Annotated in this window: 14 protein-coding genes and 1 other annotated feature; of the genes, 4 read left to right on the plus strand and 10 right to left on the minus strand. The window is 45.4% G+C overall.

The window, feature by feature from the left end; all coding sequences use genetic code 11:
• Window positions 1–78 precede the first annotated feature (78 nt).
• The 4 genes from thrC to thrL all read right to left on the minus strand — a co-directional run bounded on the left by thrC (window position 79) and on the right by thrL (window position 4,978).
• Window positions 79–1,359 (minus strand): threonine synthase, encoded by a 1,281-nt coding sequence (thrC, locus tag R7Z50_RS16535; protein ID WP_033906104.1) that lies wholly within the window; start codon window positions 1,357–1,359, stop codon window positions 79–81.
• Window positions 1,356–2,312, minus strand: coding sequence for a homoserine kinase (thrB, locus tag R7Z50_RS16540; protein WP_017635074.1), 957 nt, complete (start codon window positions 2,310–2,312; stop codon window positions 1,356–1,358). The genes thrC and thrB overlap by 4 nt, the downstream gene beginning before the upstream one ends.
• A 20-nt stretch (window positions 2,313–2,332) precedes the next feature.
• On the minus strand, window positions 2,333–4,792 hold the full coding sequence (gene thrA / locus R7Z50_RS16545) for a bifunctional aspartate kinase/homoserine dehydrogenase I (RefSeq protein WP_065274188.1): 2,460 nt from the start codon (window positions 4,790–4,792) through the stop codon (window positions 2,333–2,335).
• Window positions 4,793–4,845: 53 nt separating this feature from the next.
• Window positions 4,846–4,965 (minus strand) — a sequence feature (Thr leader region).
• On the minus strand, window positions 4,901–4,978 hold the full coding sequence (gene thrL, locus R7Z50_RS16550) for a thr operon leader peptide (protein WP_074192076.1): 78 nt from the start codon (window positions 4,976–4,978) through the stop codon (window positions 4,901–4,903). Its footprint overlaps the feature before it by 65 nt.
• Before the next feature lie 423 nt (window positions 4,979–5,401).
• Here thrL and R7Z50_RS16555 point away from each other — a divergent pair, with 423 nt between their 5' ends.
• Window positions 5,402–5,872, plus strand: coding sequence for a ribonuclease regulator (locus R7Z50_RS16555; RefSeq protein WP_065274187.1), 471 nt, complete (start codon window positions 5,402–5,404; stop codon window positions 5,870–5,872).
• On the opposite strand, the gene R7Z50_RS16560 is transcribed toward R7Z50_RS16555, so the two are convergent.
• Window positions 5,869–6,351, minus strand: a complete 483-nt coding sequence (locus R7Z50_RS16560; protein ID WP_005381822.1) for a putative 4-hydroxy-4-methyl-2-oxoglutarate aldolase — start codon at window positions 6,349–6,351, stop codon at window positions 5,869–5,871. The two genes, R7Z50_RS16555 and R7Z50_RS16560, sit on opposite strands and share 4 nt — an antisense overlap.
• Before the next feature lie 64 nt (window positions 6,352–6,415).
• Complete coding sequence (locus R7Z50_RS16565; protein ID WP_065274186.1) at window positions 6,416–6,823, minus strand: DUF3293 domain-containing protein; 408 nt, start codon at window positions 6,821–6,823, stop codon at window positions 6,416–6,418.
• A 361-nt stretch (window positions 6,824–7,184) separates the two neighbouring features.
• Here R7Z50_RS16565 and arcA point away from each other — a divergent pair, with 361 nt between their 5' ends.
• Entirely contained in the window at window positions 7,185–7,901 is a 717-nt protein-coding gene (gene arcA, locus R7Z50_RS16570; RefSeq protein WP_005381824.1) for a two-component system response regulator ArcA, read from the plus strand.
• A gap of 85 nt (window positions 7,902–7,986) precedes the next feature.
• Here arcA and R7Z50_RS16575 read toward each other — a convergent pair whose 3' ends face one another.
• From R7Z50_RS16575 to R7Z50_RS16590, 4 genes are all read right to left on the minus strand, one after another.
• The gene (locus R7Z50_RS16575) at window positions 7,987–8,436 is read right to left on the minus strand and encodes a hypothetical protein (RefSeq protein WP_005381825.1); all 450 of its coding nucleotides are present in this window, start codon (window positions 8,434–8,436) and stop codon (window positions 7,987–7,989) included.
• Window position 8,437: 1 nt separating this feature from the next.
• Window positions 8,438–10,792, minus strand: coding sequence for an aerobic respiration two-component sensor histidine kinase ArcB (arcB, locus tag R7Z50_RS16580; protein ID WP_213906556.1), 2,355 nt, complete (start codon window positions 10,790–10,792; stop codon window positions 8,438–8,440).
• A 237-nt stretch (window positions 10,793–11,029) separates the two neighbouring features.
• The gene (locus R7Z50_RS16585; RefSeq protein ID WP_318149159.1) at window positions 11,030–12,775 is read right to left on the minus strand and encodes a diguanylate cyclase domain-containing protein; all 1,746 of its coding nucleotides are present in this window, start codon (window positions 12,773–12,775) and stop codon (window positions 11,030–11,032) included.
• 35 nt (window positions 12,776–12,810) lie between these two features.
• Window positions 12,811–13,770 carry a TIGR01212 family radical SAM protein gene (locus tag R7Z50_RS16590; RefSeq protein WP_062730740.1) on the minus strand — a complete coding sequence of 320 codons (960 nt, stop codon included), beginning with the start codon at window positions 13,768–13,770 and terminating at the stop codon, window positions 12,811–12,813.
• 551 nt (window positions 13,771–14,321) lie between these two features.
• Between R7Z50_RS16590 and gltB the strand changes: the two genes are divergently transcribed.
• Together gltB and R7Z50_RS16600 are read left to right on the plus strand one after the other, a co-directional pair.
• Complete coding sequence (gltB, locus tag R7Z50_RS16595; protein ID WP_158159561.1) at window positions 14,322–18,872, plus strand: glutamate synthase large subunit; 4,551 nt, start codon at window positions 14,322–14,324, stop codon at window positions 18,870–18,872.
• Window positions 18,872–20,341, plus strand: a complete 1,470-nt coding sequence (locus R7Z50_RS16600) for a glutamate synthase subunit beta (protein ID WP_318149160.1) — start codon at window positions 18,872–18,874, stop codon at window positions 20,339–20,341. Before gltB ends, R7Z50_RS16600 begins: the two co-directional genes overlap by 1 nt.
• Window positions 20,342–20,648 lie beyond the last annotated feature (307 nt).

A 20,648-nucleotide genomic window follows, 5' to 3' on the forward strand; every position in this document is an offset into this window, starting at 1 on the left:
ACCGACAATAAAAAAGGTGAATGATTACTCATTCACCTCTCGTTATTTCTGTTTTTGATACTTACTATACTTTGAAGCTTACTGCACGCGGCGCAGTACTTGTTTCAATGCGTCAAAGTCTGCGTCGAGCTCTTCCGATAGCAGCTCCATCGCAGCGTGCTTCGCTAGTGGCGCAGGAAGGTCGATATCGGATTCTAGAATATCATCCACCACTTCTTTGAACTTCGCAGGGTGAGCAGTACATAGGAACAGACCGGTTTCACCGTCTTGCAATTGTTCTTCAAGCACTCGGTAAGCAATCGCACCATGCGGTTCGCATAGGTAGCCTAGAGCATGTAAATCTTTCACTGACTGTGCGCTTTGCTCATCAGATACTGCGCCTTTACCTAACGTCTCCAAGCCCCACTCTTTCACGCGGCACAGCTCTTCAATACGAGGCCAATTGTTTGGTTGGCTCACGTCCATCGCGTTCGATGTTGTTGCGACTGTTGGTTTTGGCTCCCACTTACCTGTTTCTAGGTAGCGAGGAACCGTGTCATTGGCATTAGTTGCAGCGATAAAGCGTTTGATAGGCAAGCCCAACGCTTTTGCCAATAGACCAGCAGTTAGGTTACCAAAGTTACCACTTGGTACAGACACAACAAGGTTTTCACGCTCTTGTTTGCTCATTTGCGCAGCTGCTTCAAAGTAGTAACAGATTTGCGCCATCAAACGGCTGATGTTGATTGAGTTTGCAGAGTTCAGACCGATCTCTTCACGCAGTGCAGAATCATCAAAAGCTTGCTTAACCAGTGCCTGACACGCATCGAAGTCTCCATCGATCGCGACAGTGTGAATGTTTTTACCAAGCGTACAGAATAGCTTCTCTTGCAGTGGGCTGATCTTGCCTTTTGGATAAAGAATCACAACGTTGATGTCTTCCATACCGTAGAAAGCATGCGCAACGGCTGCGCCAGTATCGCCAGAAGTTGCAGTCAGAATGGTGATCTTGCCACCGTCCGAAACGGCTGCAAGAGATTGCGCCATAAAGCGACCACCAAAATCTTTAAATGCAAGCGTTGGACCATGGAACAGTTCCAGAGCGTAAACACCGTCTTTGACCTGATTAATTGGCGCAGGGAATTGGAATGCAGCATCAACAAGAGCATTCACCTGCTCTTCTGCAAGTTCATCTCCAATTAACGCCGATAGAATCTTAGTGCTACGAGAGACAAAGTCTTCTGCAAGCAGCGCATCGATATCTTCAAATTTTGGTAATTCCGATGGGAAAAATAGGCCTTGATTGCGACCTAACCCTTGGCGAACGGCTTGGCCAAAGGAAACTTGTTCATCATTTTCTTTTATATTGTAAAGCTTCATAGCTCACTTCCTGTTACTTTCGAACCCTGCTTATCTAGACGACAAACGTGGACGAATCCTTCTTCGTTTTGTACGTAGTTTTGTTCTAACCAGCGAGCAACTCGCTCAGCGACATCTTTCTCTTTGCAAATACTGAACAGTGTCGGACCACTGCCAGAAATACCGGTTGCCAATGCACCCGCAGACGCTGCGTATTGACGTGCATTCGCAAAACCTGGAAGCAGTTTCTCACGATACGGTTCTGCGATCACGTCTTTGATCATTTTTGCAGCAAGTTCTGGCTGACCAGAATGACACGCATGAATAAAGCCCGCAAGGTGGCGACCATGAGCGATGATATCTTGTCGGCGGTATTGAGATGGTAGGATCTCACGCGCTTCCGCCGTTGATACCTTGATACCCGGATACGCCATCACCCAGTACCAATCATCAAAGCAAGGCACTTCTTGACTGATGATACCCAACTCTTCAAGCATCAGTTGCACACCACCAAGGTAACATGGCGCAACGTTGTCGTAGTGAATACCACCAGAGATCTTGCCTTCCATCTCTCCCATCAGCGCCAATAATTCTGTCTCGTTAAGTGGCTGTCCATGGAATCGGTTCAATGCATCTAATGCAGCGACGATAGAACATGCACTTGAGCCTAAACCAGAGCCAATTGGCATGTTCTTTTCTAGCGTCATCTCAAGTGGTTTTAGCTCAACGCCTTTTTTGTCTAACTCACGAGCAAACACGAGCCAACAGTCGTAGACGATGTTCTCTTTTGGTTCAGTTGGCAATTTCTCAACAAAATCACCCGCCGTTTTAAGGCTGAACGGATCAGCCCCAGATTTCACCAATACACGGTCACCCAATAGTGTGCCATCCACTGGAGACACGGCAGCCCCCAGCACATCAAAGCCAACGCTTACATTACCAATTGATGCTGGGGCATAAACCACTACATCCATATCACTTGAACTCATTATTGTTATACCCCTAGTTTCCAACCTAAAGTACGCATCACGTCAGAAAATACACCCGCAGCCGTTACTTCGGTGCCTGCACCATAGCCACGTAACACTAGTGGGATTGGCTGATAGTAACGGCTGTAAAATGCCAGTGCGTTTTCACCGTCCTTGATTTTATACATTGGATCGTTTTCATCCACCGCTGCGATGCTTACTGTGCACTTGCCCTCATTAATTTCACCAACGTAGCGCAGTACTTTGCCCTCTTCCGCTGCCTTTGCAGATAATTCTTTAAAGTAGGCGTCTGCTTCAGGTAAACGCGCCATAAATTCATCAACGCTACCAGAATCATCAAAACCTGGTGGCAGTGCTTGATCAACCACAACGTCTTCTAGTTCTAGAGACATGCCTGCTTCACGAGCTAGGATCAGAAGCTTACGCGCGACATCCATACCAGAAAGATCATCACGAGGATCCGGTTCAGTAAAACCATTTTCTTTTGCGATATTAGTTGCTTCACTTAGGCTCATACCTTCATCTAACTTACCGAAGATGTATGACAGAGAGCCAGAAAGAATACCGCTAAAGCGCTCTAGCTCATCACCCGCTGAGATTAGGTTTTGCAGGTTTTCGATTACCGGTAGACCCGCCCCCACAGTTGTTTCGTACATCAGCTTGCGACGAGAGCTGCGCGCAACATCGCGAAGCTGATGGTAGTAAGCCATGCTTGCTGTGTTTGCTTTTTTATTTGGTGTAACGACATGGAAACCAGCAGCTAAGAAATCAGCGTATTGATTCGCGATATCTTCACTTGATGTACAGTCAACCAATACTGGGTTGATGATGTGGTTACGTTGAACCAAAGAAATCAAACGCGCTAGGCTGAACTCTTCTGTCGCTGCCGACATACGATCACGCCAATGATCGAGTGGAAGACCTTCACTATCAAGCAGAAGACCTTTGCTGTTTGCCAAGCCACACACGCGGATCACGATGCCTTTTTCCGCAAGCTTCGCCTGTTGACGCTCGATCTGATCCACCAGCTCACCACCAACGCCACCAATACCAACCACGAATACGTCTAAGAAGTGCTTAGAGTTGAATAGGTTTTCGTGACACGCTTTGATCGCTTCAGAGATTTTATCTTCAGGAATCACGGCTGAGATAGCACGCTCAGATGAGCCCTGTGCGATGGCTACAATGTTTACGTTCACTTCAGCAAGAGATGAGAAGAAGCGAGATGCAACACCGCGCGATGTACGCATGCCGTCACCAACCAACGTTATGATTGAAACATTATCAATAAACTCGACCGGCTCTAATAAGCTATCTTTCAGTTCCAACTCAAACGCATCGGCCAGTACTTGTTGCGCTTTTGCTTTATCTTCTGCCTCAATACAGAAGCTAATGCTGTACTCAGAAGAAGACTGAGTAATAAGAACAATAGACACACCAGCGGAAGACATTGCGCCAAATACGCGGCTTGCCATGCCAACCATACCCTTCATACCTGGGCCGGAGACGTTAACCATGGTTAGGTCGTTTAGCGTCGTGATACCTTTGATCGCCAGATTGTCTTCACCAGTGTCTTGCCCAATCAGAGTTCCTGCACCTTGTGGGTTAAAGCTGTTTTTGATCAGACATGGGATGTGGAACTGCGCGATAGGAGCAATGGTCTTCGGATGCAAAACGGAAGCACCGAAGTAAGAAAGCTCCATTGCTTCTTGGTAGCTAAGAGATTTAAGTAAGCGAGCATCTTCCACTAAACGAGGGTCGCAGTTGTATACACCATCTACGTCAGTCCAGATCTCACAACAATCTGCGCGCAGACACGCCGCAAGAACCGCCGCCGAATAATCAGAGCCATTGCGACCAAGTGTTACCAATTCACCTTTCTCGTTACCTGCGGTAAAGCCAGGCATGATATTCACATGGCCCAGAGGAAGAGGGTTTTGGCGGAAGTTTTGCGTTGAAACGTCTACATCAACCATGGCTTCAAGGTGATCACCTTTTGCGTATAGGTATTCAACTGGGTCGATAAGATGTGCTGGCTGGCCTTTGGCTTCTAGCACCGCTTTCATCAATTGAATCGAAACGCGTTCGCCTTTGCTAATAATACGTGCATTAACATTGTTTGGGCACATGCCAAGAAGATTGATGCCATGAACGAATTGGCGTAATTGAGAGAGAGAAGTTTTCACTTGGTTATCGAAAGCTGAACCATCGATATTGGGTAGTACTGCTTGGATTTGAGTGAAGAGCGTTTTAAACGACTCCTCCAACTCTTTGATTTGTAGTTCTGCTTCACCATTGCGCAATGCGCCTTCAATGACCGCAACCAATTTGTTTGTTGTTTTACCAGGAGCGGAAAGAACAACCGCTACTTCTTCTTGTTGAGCGTTATTGGCAATAATGTCTGCCGCTCTCAAAAAGCGATCTGCATCAGCTAGTGATGATCCGCCAAACTTCAATACTCGCATCCCTTCCTCCGGTATATCTTCTTAAATTTGTCTAAATTCTGGATAAAAAAGCATAAAAAAAGGCCTGTATCTTGTTGGATACAGGCCTTTTTTGTGAATTTCTTTCGCTCAGCAGCCTGCCCCAACATGTGTCGTGTCGGTAATAATAATGGTCGTGGTCATTACTACTAGGCTGTTAGATGGCATAAATAAATATTCAACGTTAATTGTGTTTGCTTAACTCTACGTTTACCGAGTTTCTGATACATAGTCAACAAAAAATTGTTTGTTTTTCCATCTTTCAGAGATTTCTGCTAAGCAATGTCATTGATATTTATAGTTAATTACACATTATTGATCATTTGAAAATCTACAGTTAGTTTTTGTAAAGGACTTAACTATCATCACCAGTTCGGTTTTTTATCTAATAACTAGTCTAATCTTTGCCATAAAACGTACGATCAAATAATTCGAGAGGGTTGTGACACATAACAACAACTTAACTGTGACTTATGTTCATAGGATCGAATTATTTAGAAAATAGGTGAGCTAGCTTTCATATTCTATGCTTTAATAGTGAGAAGCTTTGGGCGCATACTAATAAAAAAGTTGACACAAGGAGTGGTGAACATGAAAAGATGGCTTTTTCTGTTGCTGTTTTTTGTGCCTGGTGTTTGTCTAGCAAACGAACTTCCGCCGCTTCCAGGTAAAACATCCCCTTCTCCTCATAAGCTATTCATTTCCAGCGACAGTTATCAGTCTGACAGTTTTGATGTTTGGAATATCGATACGGGCTACGCTTACGAGCTTTTTGATTCGGTAGACGTTTATGTCGGTGCGCGAGTCAATAACTCTCCTACCCAAAATCAAAGTGGTTTTTTGAGCGGGATCAGCTATCACTTTAATGATCGTGTCACGCTGAAAAGTACAGTTCGCTCTTACAAGAACGAAACAGTGGAAGGTATTCGCCAAGACGACAGTAGCCTCGCGGCTGAAGTCTCAAGTCGCGTAAAAATTACCGATAAACTGGATCTTCACGCGACTCTTGATTACCAAGATTGGCAACAAGGCTTTGAGGTTGGTTTAGGCTTTCGTTTTTAGAAGTCCAGCTTTTGCTTAGAAATCAATACACCGTTCCAGTCCGCGTAAACGTAGTGCTTAGGTTGAACGATTTGGTTTTGCATCGTTAAGGTTACGTTTACCTCTCCTATCCCGCGTTTCTCTGTTTTAAACGGGTTGGTGCCAAGAGCTTGAACGCCAATGTCCATTTGAGATATTTGTGCTACATCGCGTATTGCACCATAGACAATGATGCCTTCCCACCCATTTTCTATTCCGAGTATCGCTAATTGATCGCCGAGTAATGCTCTCTGACACGATCCATGTCCGTCAACAATCAATACTTTACCCGTTCCATCTTCGCCCAGTACTTCACGCACTTTCGAGTTATCGTGATAGCAGCGCACCGTAACGATTTCACCGTAAAAAGCGCTACGTTGACCAAAGTTCTGCAATGGTAAAGTAAGCAAGCTCACTTGGTCTTCAAATTGGTCACAAATATCGGGTGTAATGTCTCTCATATTTCCTCCGTGAATTTTCTCACCCAAGCGTTGCTTCAGTGAGCAGTATCCTTTTCTATACCTTTTATACGAGCCGAGGCTTAATGGAGCCTAACATATGCAAAACTTTCGGCTGCGAGCACGCAATTAGATAAAGCTGGTCATTAATGACGTAATAAATCGCGTTTTGTTGAAAGTCATTCGCCAATTCAACGGCTACCTCTGGCGACAACTCGACAGCAAAGCTTTCCTCATACCATGTAAAAGCGCTATCACCTACCGTGACAGGCGCGTAATTAACGTGCTGTAGCTGTTTTTCTAACGCGTGATTGTTTATGCTGTTATCTTCTTTGGACCTCAAGTTACTGTATGGGTTCCAAGCGGTTATCACAGCATAGTTTGAAACACGCCACTCGGCTTCGAATCTGAAAAAAGATTCTGAATAAGCATTCCATAACGATGCGTCTATGTTCGTATTACTTTTTTCTATCATAAGTCTTAAACGATTAATAACAGTTACATTTCATCAATTGATATAAATCAACAAACTGAATGGAATTAACATTTGAGCATTGTTAGCATGCTGTTAACAATATAAAATCCGCTCAATATCTTAGGGTGTTTACGTTTCAGGCCCCACTGAAAGCAGGAAATGAAAGGTAAACAAGCCCTTTAGAATAAACGTCGCCATTGGATACTGGTGAGTTGGCAAAATTCCATGGAGGGCGGATAACTGAAAGAAGTGTTTTTTTGATCAACTTGATTTATTATCAAAATCACATTACCTGTATGTTATATTTTTGCCTAGAATTTATTCTATTAGCACAATTTTGTCACAAATTTAGGTACCGCCAATGCAAACCCCGCAGATTCTTATCGTTGAAGATGAGCAAGTAACTCGTAACACTCTTAAGAGTATTTTTGAAGCAGAGGGATACGCTGTTTTTGAAGCCAGTGACGGTGAAGAGATGCACCAAGTGTTGTCTGATAACTCAGTCAACTTGGTTATTATGGACATTAATCTTCCAGGCAAGAATGGCCTTCTACTCGCGCGTGAACTACGCGAGCAAGCGAACATTGCTTTAATGTTCCTGACAGGCCGTGACAATGAAGTAGACAAGATCCTAGGTCTTGAGATTGGTGCAGATGACTACATCACTAAACCATTCAATCCACGTGAGCTAACTATTCGTGCACGTAACCTACTTAGTCGCTCAATGAGCTCTAACGCGGTGCAAGAAGAGAAGCGCTCGGTAGAAAAGTATGAATTCAACGGTTGGGTACTAGACATCAACAGCCGCTCTCTAGTAAGCCCTGCTGGTGATAGCTACAAGCTACCTCGCTCTGAGTTCCGCGCACTACTGCACTTCTGTGAGAACCCGGGTAAGATTCAAACTCGTGCAGATCTTCTTAAGAAGATGACTGGTCGTGAACTTAAGCCACACGACCGTACTGTAGACGTAACGATTCGTCGTATCCGTAAGCACTTTGAGTCTGTTTCAGGCACGCCAGAAATCATCGCCACTATCCACGGCGAAGGTTACCGCTTCTGTGGCGATCTAGAAGACTAGATTTAACCGCTAATATGCGAAGGGCTTGCTCATTGAGCAAGCCCTTTTTGTTTTAGGTCTAACGACTAATGCAACATCATTGCGGTTAATAAACCTTGTTAATCTTCACGTACTTTTCGACTAACCAACGCTGTTTACCCGCATCGTCTAGAAGCACTGCGATATCAACCGATTTTTCTGTGTTCACATCAATGTGAGACGAGAACGCCACCTCCCATCGGCTTTCACTGTGCGTTCGAGTATCTAAAGACGCACTGTCCACCAACCACTCTTTTTGCCCCTGTTTAATAATAAGAGCTTCTGCCGTTAGATTTGCAGGAAGTAACTGATCTCCTTCGAGGTAAAGTGCACCTTGAATACTTTGCTCTTCCACGTCCCCAATATTCGGCATGAGGTTCACCCATAAATTACTTTTGAGCTCAACATTAACCTCATTAATCGTAATCTGACTGTTTTGTTGCCAATTCACATTTGGAACGGAACTACAGCCTGCCATCAATGCCATGGCTAATGCCAATGGTGCGATTCTTTTCATGTTATTTCCTTTGTTCCAACCAACTTTTGAGGACTTGAATATCGTTTTGGTATTCATTTTTGATCTCTTCAACCCAGTCTGAAATGTTTTCCCACCATGCTGGCATATCAGGCGATTGCGCTTTTTGCGCCACACTTTGGATACGTTTCAGGCCAATTGAACCTGCAGCACCTTTGATTTTATGCGCTTCAGAAACAATCCCATCTTGATCTTTCGCTGTCATGTTCGAATCTAAGACATCAATATAGTCTGGCATCATATCTTCAAACATTTTTATGCTGTCGTAGACAGGTTTTGCACCAACAATGTCGACGTAAGACTCTAACATATCCATATCGAGCAAATGTGTCTCAATCACAGGAGAAGGGACTGGCTCTTCCACTGCTTCGGGACCGCTCACCACTTCCTTAGGTTGTTCTAACTGGTGAGCGAAGAATTTATCAATCACTGACTGAATAGCATTCACTGCCAGCGGCTTACTGATCGCATCATCCATGCCGTTATCTAAGTATTCACGACGATCTTTCATTACATTAGCAGTTAAGGCGACCAATGGAGGAAGATTGTTATAATGCTTGCGGTAATAATTGGCGACATCAAAGCCCGTCATATCAGGCAGTTGGATATCCAACAACGCTAAGTCGTATTTTTCTGGCACAAAGTTCACTAACGCTTCTTGGCCCGTCATTGCCACGGTGACAGAGTGCCCTAGGCTCTCTAGTAACGATTTAGCCACAGTTACGTTAAGCTCGATGTCTTCGACCATAAATATGTTGAGGCGCACATTGTCGCGTTTCGCATCAATGACTGGCTCAGCTAGTTCAACAATCGGAACGTGGATCGATACAGTAAAAGTGCTACCAAAGCCTTCCTCACTGGTAACCGTAATGTCACCATCCATCATATTGATCAGTTGCTTAGATACCGCCAAACCAATACCTGTACCGACCGCATGCAGGTTGTCCTTGCCTGATTTCACTTGGTAGTACATCGCAAAGATCTTATCTAGCTCTTCGTCTGGGATACCAATACCTGTGTCTTCCACTTCCATAATAATGGTCGCAAAATCGTCTTCGACATCCGCGCTCACTGTCATCACAACGCCACCTTCCTTGGTGAACTTCATTGCGTTGCTGACCAAGTTCCAAATCACCTGACGTAGACGGGTTGCATCCACTTCAATTGCTTTTGGCAAGTCGCTTAAACGTTCTAAATCAAAGCGTAACCCTTTTTGTTCCGCCATCAGAGCTGAGATACTCTCAATCTCTGCGACGAAGTCTTCGAAGTTAAGTGGCGCAGGTAATAGTTCTAACTTACGGCGATCAAATTTATCCATATCGATAATATCGTTGAAGATGTTACCTAGAGTAATCGCACTCACATTGATGGTCTGCATGTGTTTACGCTGCTCTTCTGTCAACGGACTATCTAGAAGCATACGACTTAAGCCTACAATGCCATTCAGCGGCGTTCGCAGCTCATGACTGATGGTTGAGATGAAGGTAGTTTTGTCGCGGCTTGCTTTCTCTAACGACTCTTCATGGCGCTTACGTTCAGTGATATCACGACCGAACCCAACGAGACCAAGGTGGCGGCCATCTTTGCTGTAAAATGGCACTTTACGCAGCTCAAAGTAATGCTTGCGACCATCTGGGTATTCGAGCCATTGCTCGTAAGTAATTGCTTGATTATCGGCAAAAACCTTTTGGTCAGTATCAACGATATGCTCGGCGATTTCTTTGCTATACACATCCCAAGGGCTTAATCCGACTAACTGGTGCTCTTTCTTGCCCGTTAGCTCTTCCATCGCGCGGTTACAGCCAGAGAAAACACCATCCGCATTGCGGTAGTAAATTAAGTCTGGTGAGGCATCAATAAATGAACGCAGTAATGCGGTACGTTCTGCCAACTCTAATTGAGTACGTTCGCGTTGGAACACCTCATTTTCGAGGTCTTGCATCGCCTCTTCACGTGCTTCTTCCGCTTTAATACGCTCTTCAATTTCTTGGTTAAGCTTTTCAATGTTTTGTTGAAGTTGGTAATTCAGCTCTTGATCTCGCGAACGCATGTCCTTCAGTTTGGACACCAGCTTAGTTAAACGCTGGCGAGACTCTTCTAGTTGATCGACAACCACAGAGAGGAAATAAACCGCCCAAGGGGTGATCAATAGACCAAAAAACACCGAACGGACAATATCGATATCATCTACTCGCCCTTTGAGAGCTAAAGTAATCCCTACCTGCACCACAACAGCTAATGCCACCAGCGCAAGGGCTAGCAAAATAGAGAAGCGAACAATCCCCAGTTTGACTAGCAAGTCGACATAATACTGGGCGAGGTTTTTCATGGGTTTCATTAACTACTCCATGGTGGTGGCTAGATAGCGCCATTCGATGATGAAAAACAGGTAAATGCACTCGACCTAACGCAATTTAGGTCTGTTTGATTAGTGAAAAACACACGGTGCGATCTGCGCTTGTGACACGAGATAGAAAGATAAACCGACGAGCGCACAGGCTTCTGTAAGTTTAACGTGTTTAATACGGTGATTTAAACAATCAGCTATCAACTTAGAGCAAGCGGTCACAAAGCGTTAGCAAGAACTGGGGTGAATACAGGTGCGATTACGTCCATCAGCTTTAGCTTGGTATAACGCACTGTCAGCCATAGCGATGCCCATTTCGGGTTCATCACCATGCTGAGGAATGTAAGAGACCAGACCGATACTGACGGTAAGGCGTTCAGATGCTTCTGAACTGTCGTGTTCCATATCAAGCTGTAGAATTTTCTCATGAATACGCTGTGCTACGTTGCGCGCACCTTCCGTGGTGGTATTCGGCAAGATAAAACCAAACTCCTCGCCACCATAACGCGCAACACAATCCGAAGAACGATTGATGACTTGTGTAAACACGGTAGCGACACTGACTAACGCTTCATCACCTTGTTGGTGACCGTAACAGTCGTTGTAATCTTTGAAAAAGTCGATGTCACATAACATGATGGTGAGCGGCAGCTTTTCTCGAGCGTGGTGGTACCACAATACCTGCAGTTGTTCGTCGAAACGGCGTCGGTTCGATACTTGAGTTAAGCTATCCATAAAGCTCAATTTTTCTAACTCTAGGTTGGCTTTTTCCAACTTTTGTTCTGCAAGATAACGCTCAGAAATATCACGCGCCATGATCAGCACACCATTCGTTCCTGATGCTTTATCTTTAAAAGGCGATTTCACCACATCAAACCACGTACTTTTACCATCACTACTCACGACTTTATCTATGTATCGAACTGGCTCTAACTGGCGTAATGCTTCTAAGTCACTGTCTGCTAAGCGCGCGTACATCTCTTTAGGAATCACGTCTTGGAGGCGCTTACCTATCAAATCAGAAATTTTTGAAATGCCTAACGCCTTAACAAAAGGCTGATTACACGCTTGATAGACCATGTTCTCATTGAAAATACCAATGGAGTCCGGACTGGCATCCAGAATCGTTTGTAAGATAGTATCTCTTTGCGCTAGCGCCACCTCAGTATCTTTGCGACGCTCCATTTCATCTCGCAGATTCTGTTGCATCTTGTGCCATTCAGTCACGTCATGACTAATAGACAGCGTACCGATAAGCTCACCACTCGGCGAAACAAGAGAGTTTTGATTGACTTCCAATAAGCAACTTCGACCTTGTGGATCCGTTGTCCATTTACGTTCGCTTTTTCTGGTCATCTCACCCAAGGCCTTGGATGCGCAAGCTTCTTCCTTTCGCCCTTGCCAGAATTGATCAAATGCTCGATTGGTCGTTAATAGATTGCCTTGGCGGTCTTGGGTACAAATCAGCTCTGAAAGTGAGTCTAATGCCGAACGTGCGATGATTAATTGGGCAAGTTCTTGTTGCTGCTCTTGGTGAGTGGCTTGATATGGCTGAGCATAAAGAATCCAAACTCGATGATTGCGCAATAAACTCTTTCTGCCTGACAGCTCCACTTTAATAGATTCACTATCAGATAGTCGCCAGTCAAAAGCCTGCTGACGAAAATGACGACTAGAGAAGCGATCGAGAAACTGCTCAAGCTCATGAATATCGAATAAAGCAGGATACAAATACCCCGTTCCCAAAGAGCGAATGCCTAATAACTGCATCGCAGCCTGGTTAGATAGCAAGAGCTGAGCATGGCTAGTGTCCACCACTATGACTGGATAGGGAGAATCCGTTACTAGTTGCTTAAGTGACGTCTGAAAGTGCAAATAGATCAGTGCTAACGCGCACACGCCTGCGATTAATAACAAGACGACATAGCCATAACCGCCTTGACCACCCCAAAGCCAATTGAGTAACTGATCCATCGTTTAAACCTTCAAAGAACACTGGTTAAAATATATCAGTTATTTATTGAGCGATCTGCTATTAATTCCGGTTTAGTATAGATAAAGGTATTCCCAGTAAGACTCCCTTGAGCACCATGAGCACTGAGATCTCGACCAATTTCCGTCATCGCTAGCCAACGGTTTTCACACCACAGAGGCGATAATAACGTGGGCCTCCTGACTGCTGATGAAACGCGATGATAAATCACATCTGGTGGTGTCATACGAATCATTTCACTGGCGATCGCAACATATTCTTCTAATTCAGGGGCTTCTAGCTTTCCAGCACGCCAAGCTTTCGCCATGGTGCTACCTTCGACAATATGCAAGCCATGTAACTTGATGCCATCCGTTCCCACGGCCAACACTTTTTGCAGCGTTTCAATATTTTCGGCGCGGGTTTCTTTGGGTAAACCCACAATTAAGTGAGTACAAACCTTGATTCCAAGTGTTCGCGCACGCTTAGTGATTTCGGCATAACACTCAAAGTCATGACCACGATTGATACGTTTTAGGGTGTCATTGTTGGCGGTTTGAAGACCTAGTTCTAGCCAAATTTCATAACCTTGCTGTACATAGCCCGACAGTAAATCCAATACCGCATCAGGGACGCAATCAGGACGCGTCCCCACACAAAGACCAACCATGTCTGCAGCCTTTAGTGCTTCCTCATACATGTTTTTGAGAACTTGTACCTCGGCATAGGTACTGGTGTAGGCCTGAAAATAAGCGAGATATTTCTTCGCTCTGTGAATTTCACCTGCGCGATCTTTTAACTGTTCGTGAATGCTTTTTATCTGGACTTCTTCATCTGCAAACGAAGCCACATTGCAAAATGTACATCCTCCCCGCCCAATCGTGCCATCGCGGTTAGGGCAACTAAATCCACCGTGCAATGTTAACTTATGAACCTTTTCACCGTATCGACGCTGAAGATCTTGGCCGATTGTATTGACCAACTCATGTAACTGCATAAATTCTCACCAACAATAAATCGTAATCAATCTCACTACGATCTGTGTAAATAAATTACATCCCTGCAAGAAAAAACACACAATATTAATCAATTCAAACACCCATCATGCGGGTCAAAATCAATAAACTTGCATAATTAAAGACAAAAATCGTTCATGTTGCGTAAATGTTAAACTAAAAATGCATAATTAAACGAAAAAATTGGGTCACAACGCCGACTTTTTCATTGCATTCTGAAGTGACAAAATTGTAGGATACTTACACAACCCCGTTATTTTTGTGACTTTTATTACAAAGCACACTGCGGGATTTGTCGGTGTTATCCCACTCCTACCTATATAAATCACTAGATAGTGATAATAAATAAAGGGATACCACCAAGGATTGTTTTTCTCGCAAAACTTTTCCTGCGAGATACGGAAAGGAATCAAGACCGGTCAACCTAGATCGGTGGCGATAATAAATATAAAGGACAAGACGTAATCAATAGTCTAGGTAGTATTTGCAGCCCGGTACTTTTGCGTCGACATTGAACTGGAAGGATGTATCTATGGTAGATAGAGAGCAAAATCCACAGGGTCTGTACACTCCGGAACTGGAGCATGACGCTTGTGGTATCGGTTTTGTTGCTCACCTTAAAAACCGTAAATCTCATGAAGTAGTGACTCAAGCATTGGATATGCTGGCTCGCATGGAACACCGTGGTGGTCAAGGTTGTGACCCATGCAGCGGTGACGGTGCGGGTATCTTGCTACAAAAACCTCATGAATTCCTATTAGAAGAAGCCGTTAAGCTAGGCATTAAACTGCCTTCGTTTGAAAAGTATGGTGTTGGTGTCGTTCTTTTCCCGAAAGACGAATACAAACGCGAACAATGCCGTGACATTCTAGAACGCAACGCACAGCGTCTAGACCTTGAAGTTATCGGCTACCGCGTATTACCAACCGACAACTCCATGATTGGTGCCGACCCTCTAAGCACAGAGCCTCAATTTGAGCACGTGTTTATCTCCGGCGGCCCTGGCATCACGCCTGAAGAGCTAGAACGCAAACTGTACGTACTTCGTAATTACACCGTACGCGTTTGCCTAGAAAGCGTTTCGAACATTGGTGACGACTTCTACATTAACTCCATGTCTTACAAGACATTAGTGTACAAAGGTCAGTTAACGACTGAGCAAGTACCTCAGTACTTCCTCGATCTGCAAAACCCGACCATGGTGACTGCACTGGCACTGGTACACTCTCGTTTCTCTACCAACACCTTCCCGAAATGGCGTCTTGCACAGCCTTTCCGTTACATTGCCCACAACGGCGAAATCAATACAGTTCGCGGTAACTTGAACTGGATGAAAGCCCGTGAAGCAATCCTAGAATCAGACCTGTTCACTCAGGCTGAAATCGACATGCTTCTTCCAATCTGTCAGGAAGGCAGCTCGGATTCATCTAACTTTGACATGGCACTTGAGCTCCTAGTTCTGTCTGGTCGCAGCCTGCCACACGCATTGATGATGATGATTCCTGAAGCATGGCAAGAAAACAAAAACATGGATCCTAAACGTCGCGCGTTCTATCAGTACCATGCGAACATCATGGAACCATGGGATGGCCCGGCTTCCGTATGTTTTACTGATGGTGTTCAAGTTGGTGCGACACTAGACCGTAACGGTTTGCGCCCTTCTCGCTACACAGTGACCAAAGATAACTTCCTAGTGATGGCATCTGAATCTGGTGTTGTGGATATAGAACCAGAAAACGTTGAGTTCCGTGGTCGCCTACAGCCAGGTCGTATCTTCGTTGCAGACCTAGAACAAGGTCGAATCATCTCTGATGAAGAAGTGAAAGACACCATCGCAACGGCACAGCCTTACGAGAAGTGGGTAGAAGAAAACCTACTGAGCTTGAAGAAGCTGCCAGATGCGAGCAACCAGTTCAGCCAACCTAAGCCAGAACACCTTCTACACCGCCAACAAGCGTTTGGCGTAAGCACTGAAGAAGTGAACGAAATCATCGTTCCAATGGCGAATGACGCGAAAGAACCATTATCAGCAATGGGTGCCGACTGGCCTCTTGCGGTTCTATCTCATCAATCTCAGCACCTTTCAAACTACTTCAAGCAGCTGTTTGCACAAGTAACTAACCCACCGATCGACCCGATCCGTGAGCGCATGGTTATGTCGCTGAACACTTACTTGGGTAAAGACCAAAACCTTCTGACTGAAACACCACTTCACTGTCAGAAAGTAGAATTGGAATCGCCTGTTCTAGCCAACTCTGAGCTTGAAAAATTGCGTGCGATCGATAACGAGCACCTACAAGCGAAAACGTTGGATATCGTATTCCAAGCTAGTGAAGATCAAGGCAAACTTGAGCGTGCATTAAAACGTATCTGCCAATACGCAGAAGACGCGGTTATCGATGGTTATTCAATCATCCTACTCACTGACCGCGCAGTGAATTCAAACCACGCGGCGATCCCAGCAATGCTGGCAGTTGGCGCAGTACACCACCACTTGATCCGTAAAGGTCTACGTGCGAAGTGTGACATCGTGGTTGAAACTGGTGACGCGCGTGAAACGCACCACTTTGCAACGCTACTTGGTTACGGTGCGAATGCGGTTAACCCTTACCTAGTGATTGAAACCATCATTGAACTTCAACGTACGAAGAAGTTGGATCCAGAAGCGAACCCTCGTGATCTGTTCAACAACTACCGTAAAGCGATCAATGGCGGTCTTCTGAAGATCTTCTCGAAGATGGGTATCTCGACGCTACAGTCTTACCACGGCGCACAAATCTTCGAAGCGTTGGGTATCCACAAGTCAGTGGTCGACAAATACTTCACAGGTACGGTTTCTCGTATCCAAGGTCTTACCCTTGATGATATCGCCAAAGAAGTGCTGATCCGTCACCGCATCGGTTACCCACAACGCGAAATCCCAATTCAAATGCTGGATGTTGGTGGTGTTTACCAATGGAAACAGCGTGGTGAGAAGCACCTATTCAACCCAGAAACCATTTCTCTACTGCAAGAGTCTACGCGCAACAAGAACTACGATCAGTTCAAGCAATACGCGACTGCTGTAGATAAGCAAGGTGACAACGCGGTAACCCTACGTAGCCAACTTGAGTTCATTAAGAACCCAGCTGGTTCTATCTCTATCGACGAAGTCGAGCCAATTGAAAGCATCGTGAAACGCTTCGCGACCGGTGCAATGTCATTCGGTTCTATTTCTTACGAAGCACACTCCACACTAGCTGTTGCGATGAACCGTCTTGGCGCGAAATCGAACTCTGGTGAAGGTGGTGAAGACCCAATGCGTTTCGAGCGCAAAGAGAACGGCGATTGGGAACGCTCTGCAATCAAGCAGGTGGCTTCAGGTCGTTTCGGCGTAACCTCTTACTACCTAACTAACGCTGAAGAGCTGCAAATCAAAATGGCTCAAGGTGCGAAGCCAGGTGAAGGTGGTCAGCTACCAGGCGATAAAGTAGATGACTGGATCGGTGCAACGCGTCACTCGACTCCGGGCGTTGGCCTTATCTCTCCACCACCACACCACGATATCTACTCAATCGAAGATTTGGCTCAGCTTATCTACGACTTGAAGAACGCGAACCGCGCAGGCCGTGTAAACGTGAAGCTGGTATCAGAAGCAGGCGTAGGTACGATCGCTTCTGGTGTAGCGAAAGCGAAAGCGGACGTTGTACTAATCGCAGGTTTCGACGGCGGTACAGGTGCATCACCAATGTCTTCAATCCGCCATACCGGTCTTCCTTGGGAACTTGGCTTGGCAGAAACGCACCAAACGCTACTGAAGAACGGTCTACGTAACCGTATCGTGGTTCAAGCAGATGGTCAGATGAAGACACCTCGCGACCTTGCAGTGGCAACACTACTTGGTGCAGAAGAATGGGGCGTAGCAACCGCAGCATTAGTGGTTGAAGGTTGTATCATGATGCGTAAGTGTCATAAGAACACTTGTCCTGTTGGTATCGCGACTCAGAACAAGACGCTTCGCGAGCGCTTTGATGGCCGCGTAGAAGACGTCGTTACCTTCTTCCAATACATGGCACAAGGTCTACGTGAAATCATGGCTGAGCTTGGCTTCCGCACTATCGATGAAATGGTCGGTCAAGGTCAGAAACTGAAGATCCGCCAAGACATTTCTCACTGGAAATACAAGAACCTAGATCTGTCTCCTGTTCTCCACGTTGAGCAACCACGTGAAGCTGATGGTGTATTCAACCAAGCTCAACAGAACCACAACCTAGAAGAAGTGCTAGACCGTAAGCTGATTCAAGCAGCGATTCCTGCACTAGAGAAAGGCGAAGCGGTGAATGCCGAGTTCCCTATCGTCAACACGGACCGCTCTGCAGGTACCATGTTGTCGAACGAAATCTCGAAAGTGTACAAAGATGCGGGTCTACCTCAGCCAATGAACGTGAAGTTCAAAGGTTCTGCGGGTCAGTCATTCGGTGCATTCCTAGCTAAGGGCGTGAAGTTCGAAGTGGAAGGCGACGCGAACGACTACTGGGGTAAAGGCTTATCTGGCGGTACCTTAGTACTTTACCCAGATGCAAAATCAAGTATTGTCGCGGAAGACAACATCGTGGTTGGTAACGTGTGTTTCTACGGTGCAACTTCGGGTGAGTCTTTCATTCGCGGTATGGCTGGTGAACGTTTCTGTGTTCGTAACTCAGGCGCGAAAGTAGTAGTAGAAGGCGTCGGTGACCACGGTTGTGAATACATGACGGGCGGTGCAGCAATTATCCTAGGTTCAACAGGTCGTAACTTTGCCGCAGGTATGAGTGGCGGCGTGGCATACGTATGGGATAAATCAGGTGACTTTGAGTCGAAACTGAACCCAGAGCTAGTAGACCTAGATCCAATCGAGCAAGAAGACAGAGATCTATTACTCGACATGCTAACTAAGCATGTTCAATTCACAGGAAGTGAAGTCGCTCAGTCTTTCCTAGACAATTTTGAAGCTAGCCTAGCCTCTATGGCTAAGGTAATGCCGCGTGACTATAAAGCGGTTCTTCAAAAACGCAAAGCTGAAGCACTGTCTCAAGGAAACGAAACTCAAGTGGAGGCCGTATAATGGGTAAGCCTACTGGATTTTTAGAGCATGGTCGTGAACTACCACAGAAGATTGACCCAGCTGAACGCATCAAGAACAACAAAGAGTTCGTTCTGAACGAGGAGTTTGGTGACAAGATCAATACTCAAGCTTCTCGTTGTATGGATTGTGGCGTGCCGTTTTGTCATAACGGCTGCCCTATCGGTAACATCATCCCAGAATTTAACGACGCGGTTTATCGTGATAGATGGGAAGAAGCTTGGAACATCCTAAGCTCGACGAACAACTTCCCAGAGTTTACTGGTCGTGTTTGCCCTGCTCCATGTGAAAGTGCTTGTGTTCTTGGTATCAACCAAGACCCAATCACTATCTGTAATATCGAAAAAACCATCGTAGAAACGGCGTATCGTGAAGGGTACGCCAAACCAAAAACACCACGCTCTCGCACTGGCAAAACCGTTGCGATCATTGGTTCAGGTCCTGCTGGCCTTGCAGCTGCTGAGCAGCTAAACAGCGCAGGTCATACTGTGACGGTATTCGAGCGAGACGAGAAAGTGGGCGGTCTACTACGTTTTGGTATCCCAGACTTTAAACTGAGCATGGAAGTCATTGATCGCAAGATCAATCTAATGGCAGAAGCTGGCATTGAGTTTAAAGTAAACCAACACGTCGGTGTTGATGTAAATGCTCAACAATTGCGTCAAGAGTTCGATGTGGTTCTACTAACCGGTGGCTCAACGGTTCCACGTGATTTGCCCGTTCCGGGTCGTGAGCTCAAAGGCGTTCACTTCGCGATGGAATTCCTAGGTCAAAACAACCGTCGCGCCAATAACATGGACCTGAAAACGGAAGAGATTCACGCAAAAGGTAAACATGTGGTTGTCATTGGTGGTGGCGATACCGGTTCAGACTGTGTAGGTACGTCAAACCGTCACGGCGCAGCAAGCGTAACTCAAGTGGAAATCATGCCGATTCCACCAGAGAAGCGCCCAGCCAATATGCCTTGGCCTCAATACCCAATGATCCTACGTACTTCGACCTCTCATGAAGAAGGTGTCGATCGTCACTGGAACATCCTGACCAAAGAGTTCATCGGAAATGACAAAGGTGAAGTCACAGGCCTTCGTCTTGCTGATATCGTTTGGCAAGATGCAAAACCAGGCGAGCGCCCAAGCTTCAAAGAAGTAGAAGGCAGCGAGCGTGTGATTCCATGTGATATGGCATTTCTAGCGATGGGCTTCCTACACCCTGAACCAACAGGCGTACTTGCTCAACTGGATATCGCACTAGACGATCGCGGTAACGTAGCAACTCAAGATTTTGCTACTAACCAAGAAGGCGTATTTGCTGCTGGTGATATGCGAACAGGCCAATCTTTGGTGGTTCGTTGTATCAATGAAGGCCGCGAATGTGCCCGTGCTATCGATGATTACCTAATGGGTGGCACAAACCTAGAAGCAAAAGCAGATTCACTGATGCTTTCTGCTTAACGAAGCAGTCATGCTTCTCTCTTTCAATTGCCTAATAGCCATCAGCAATATCGATGGCTATCGGTGAAGAAAGAAAACAATTCCTTCCAATCTTTCTATTTTGACCAGCATTTTATGCTGGTCTTTTTTATCTCCCACAGAATCAAATGTTACTTTTTTGTAACAATCAATTTTCTATCTATTTGAAATTATTAAACTATTTTAGCTTATTAAATGGTAAATCGTATATTCACGTGATGATCCACTAATAACTTGACCTTTTTTACAATAAGCTATAGCTTGTGAAGTTGATGAAAATAAAACACTC

Source organism: Vibrio sp. 1249-1 (assembly GCF_033340495.1).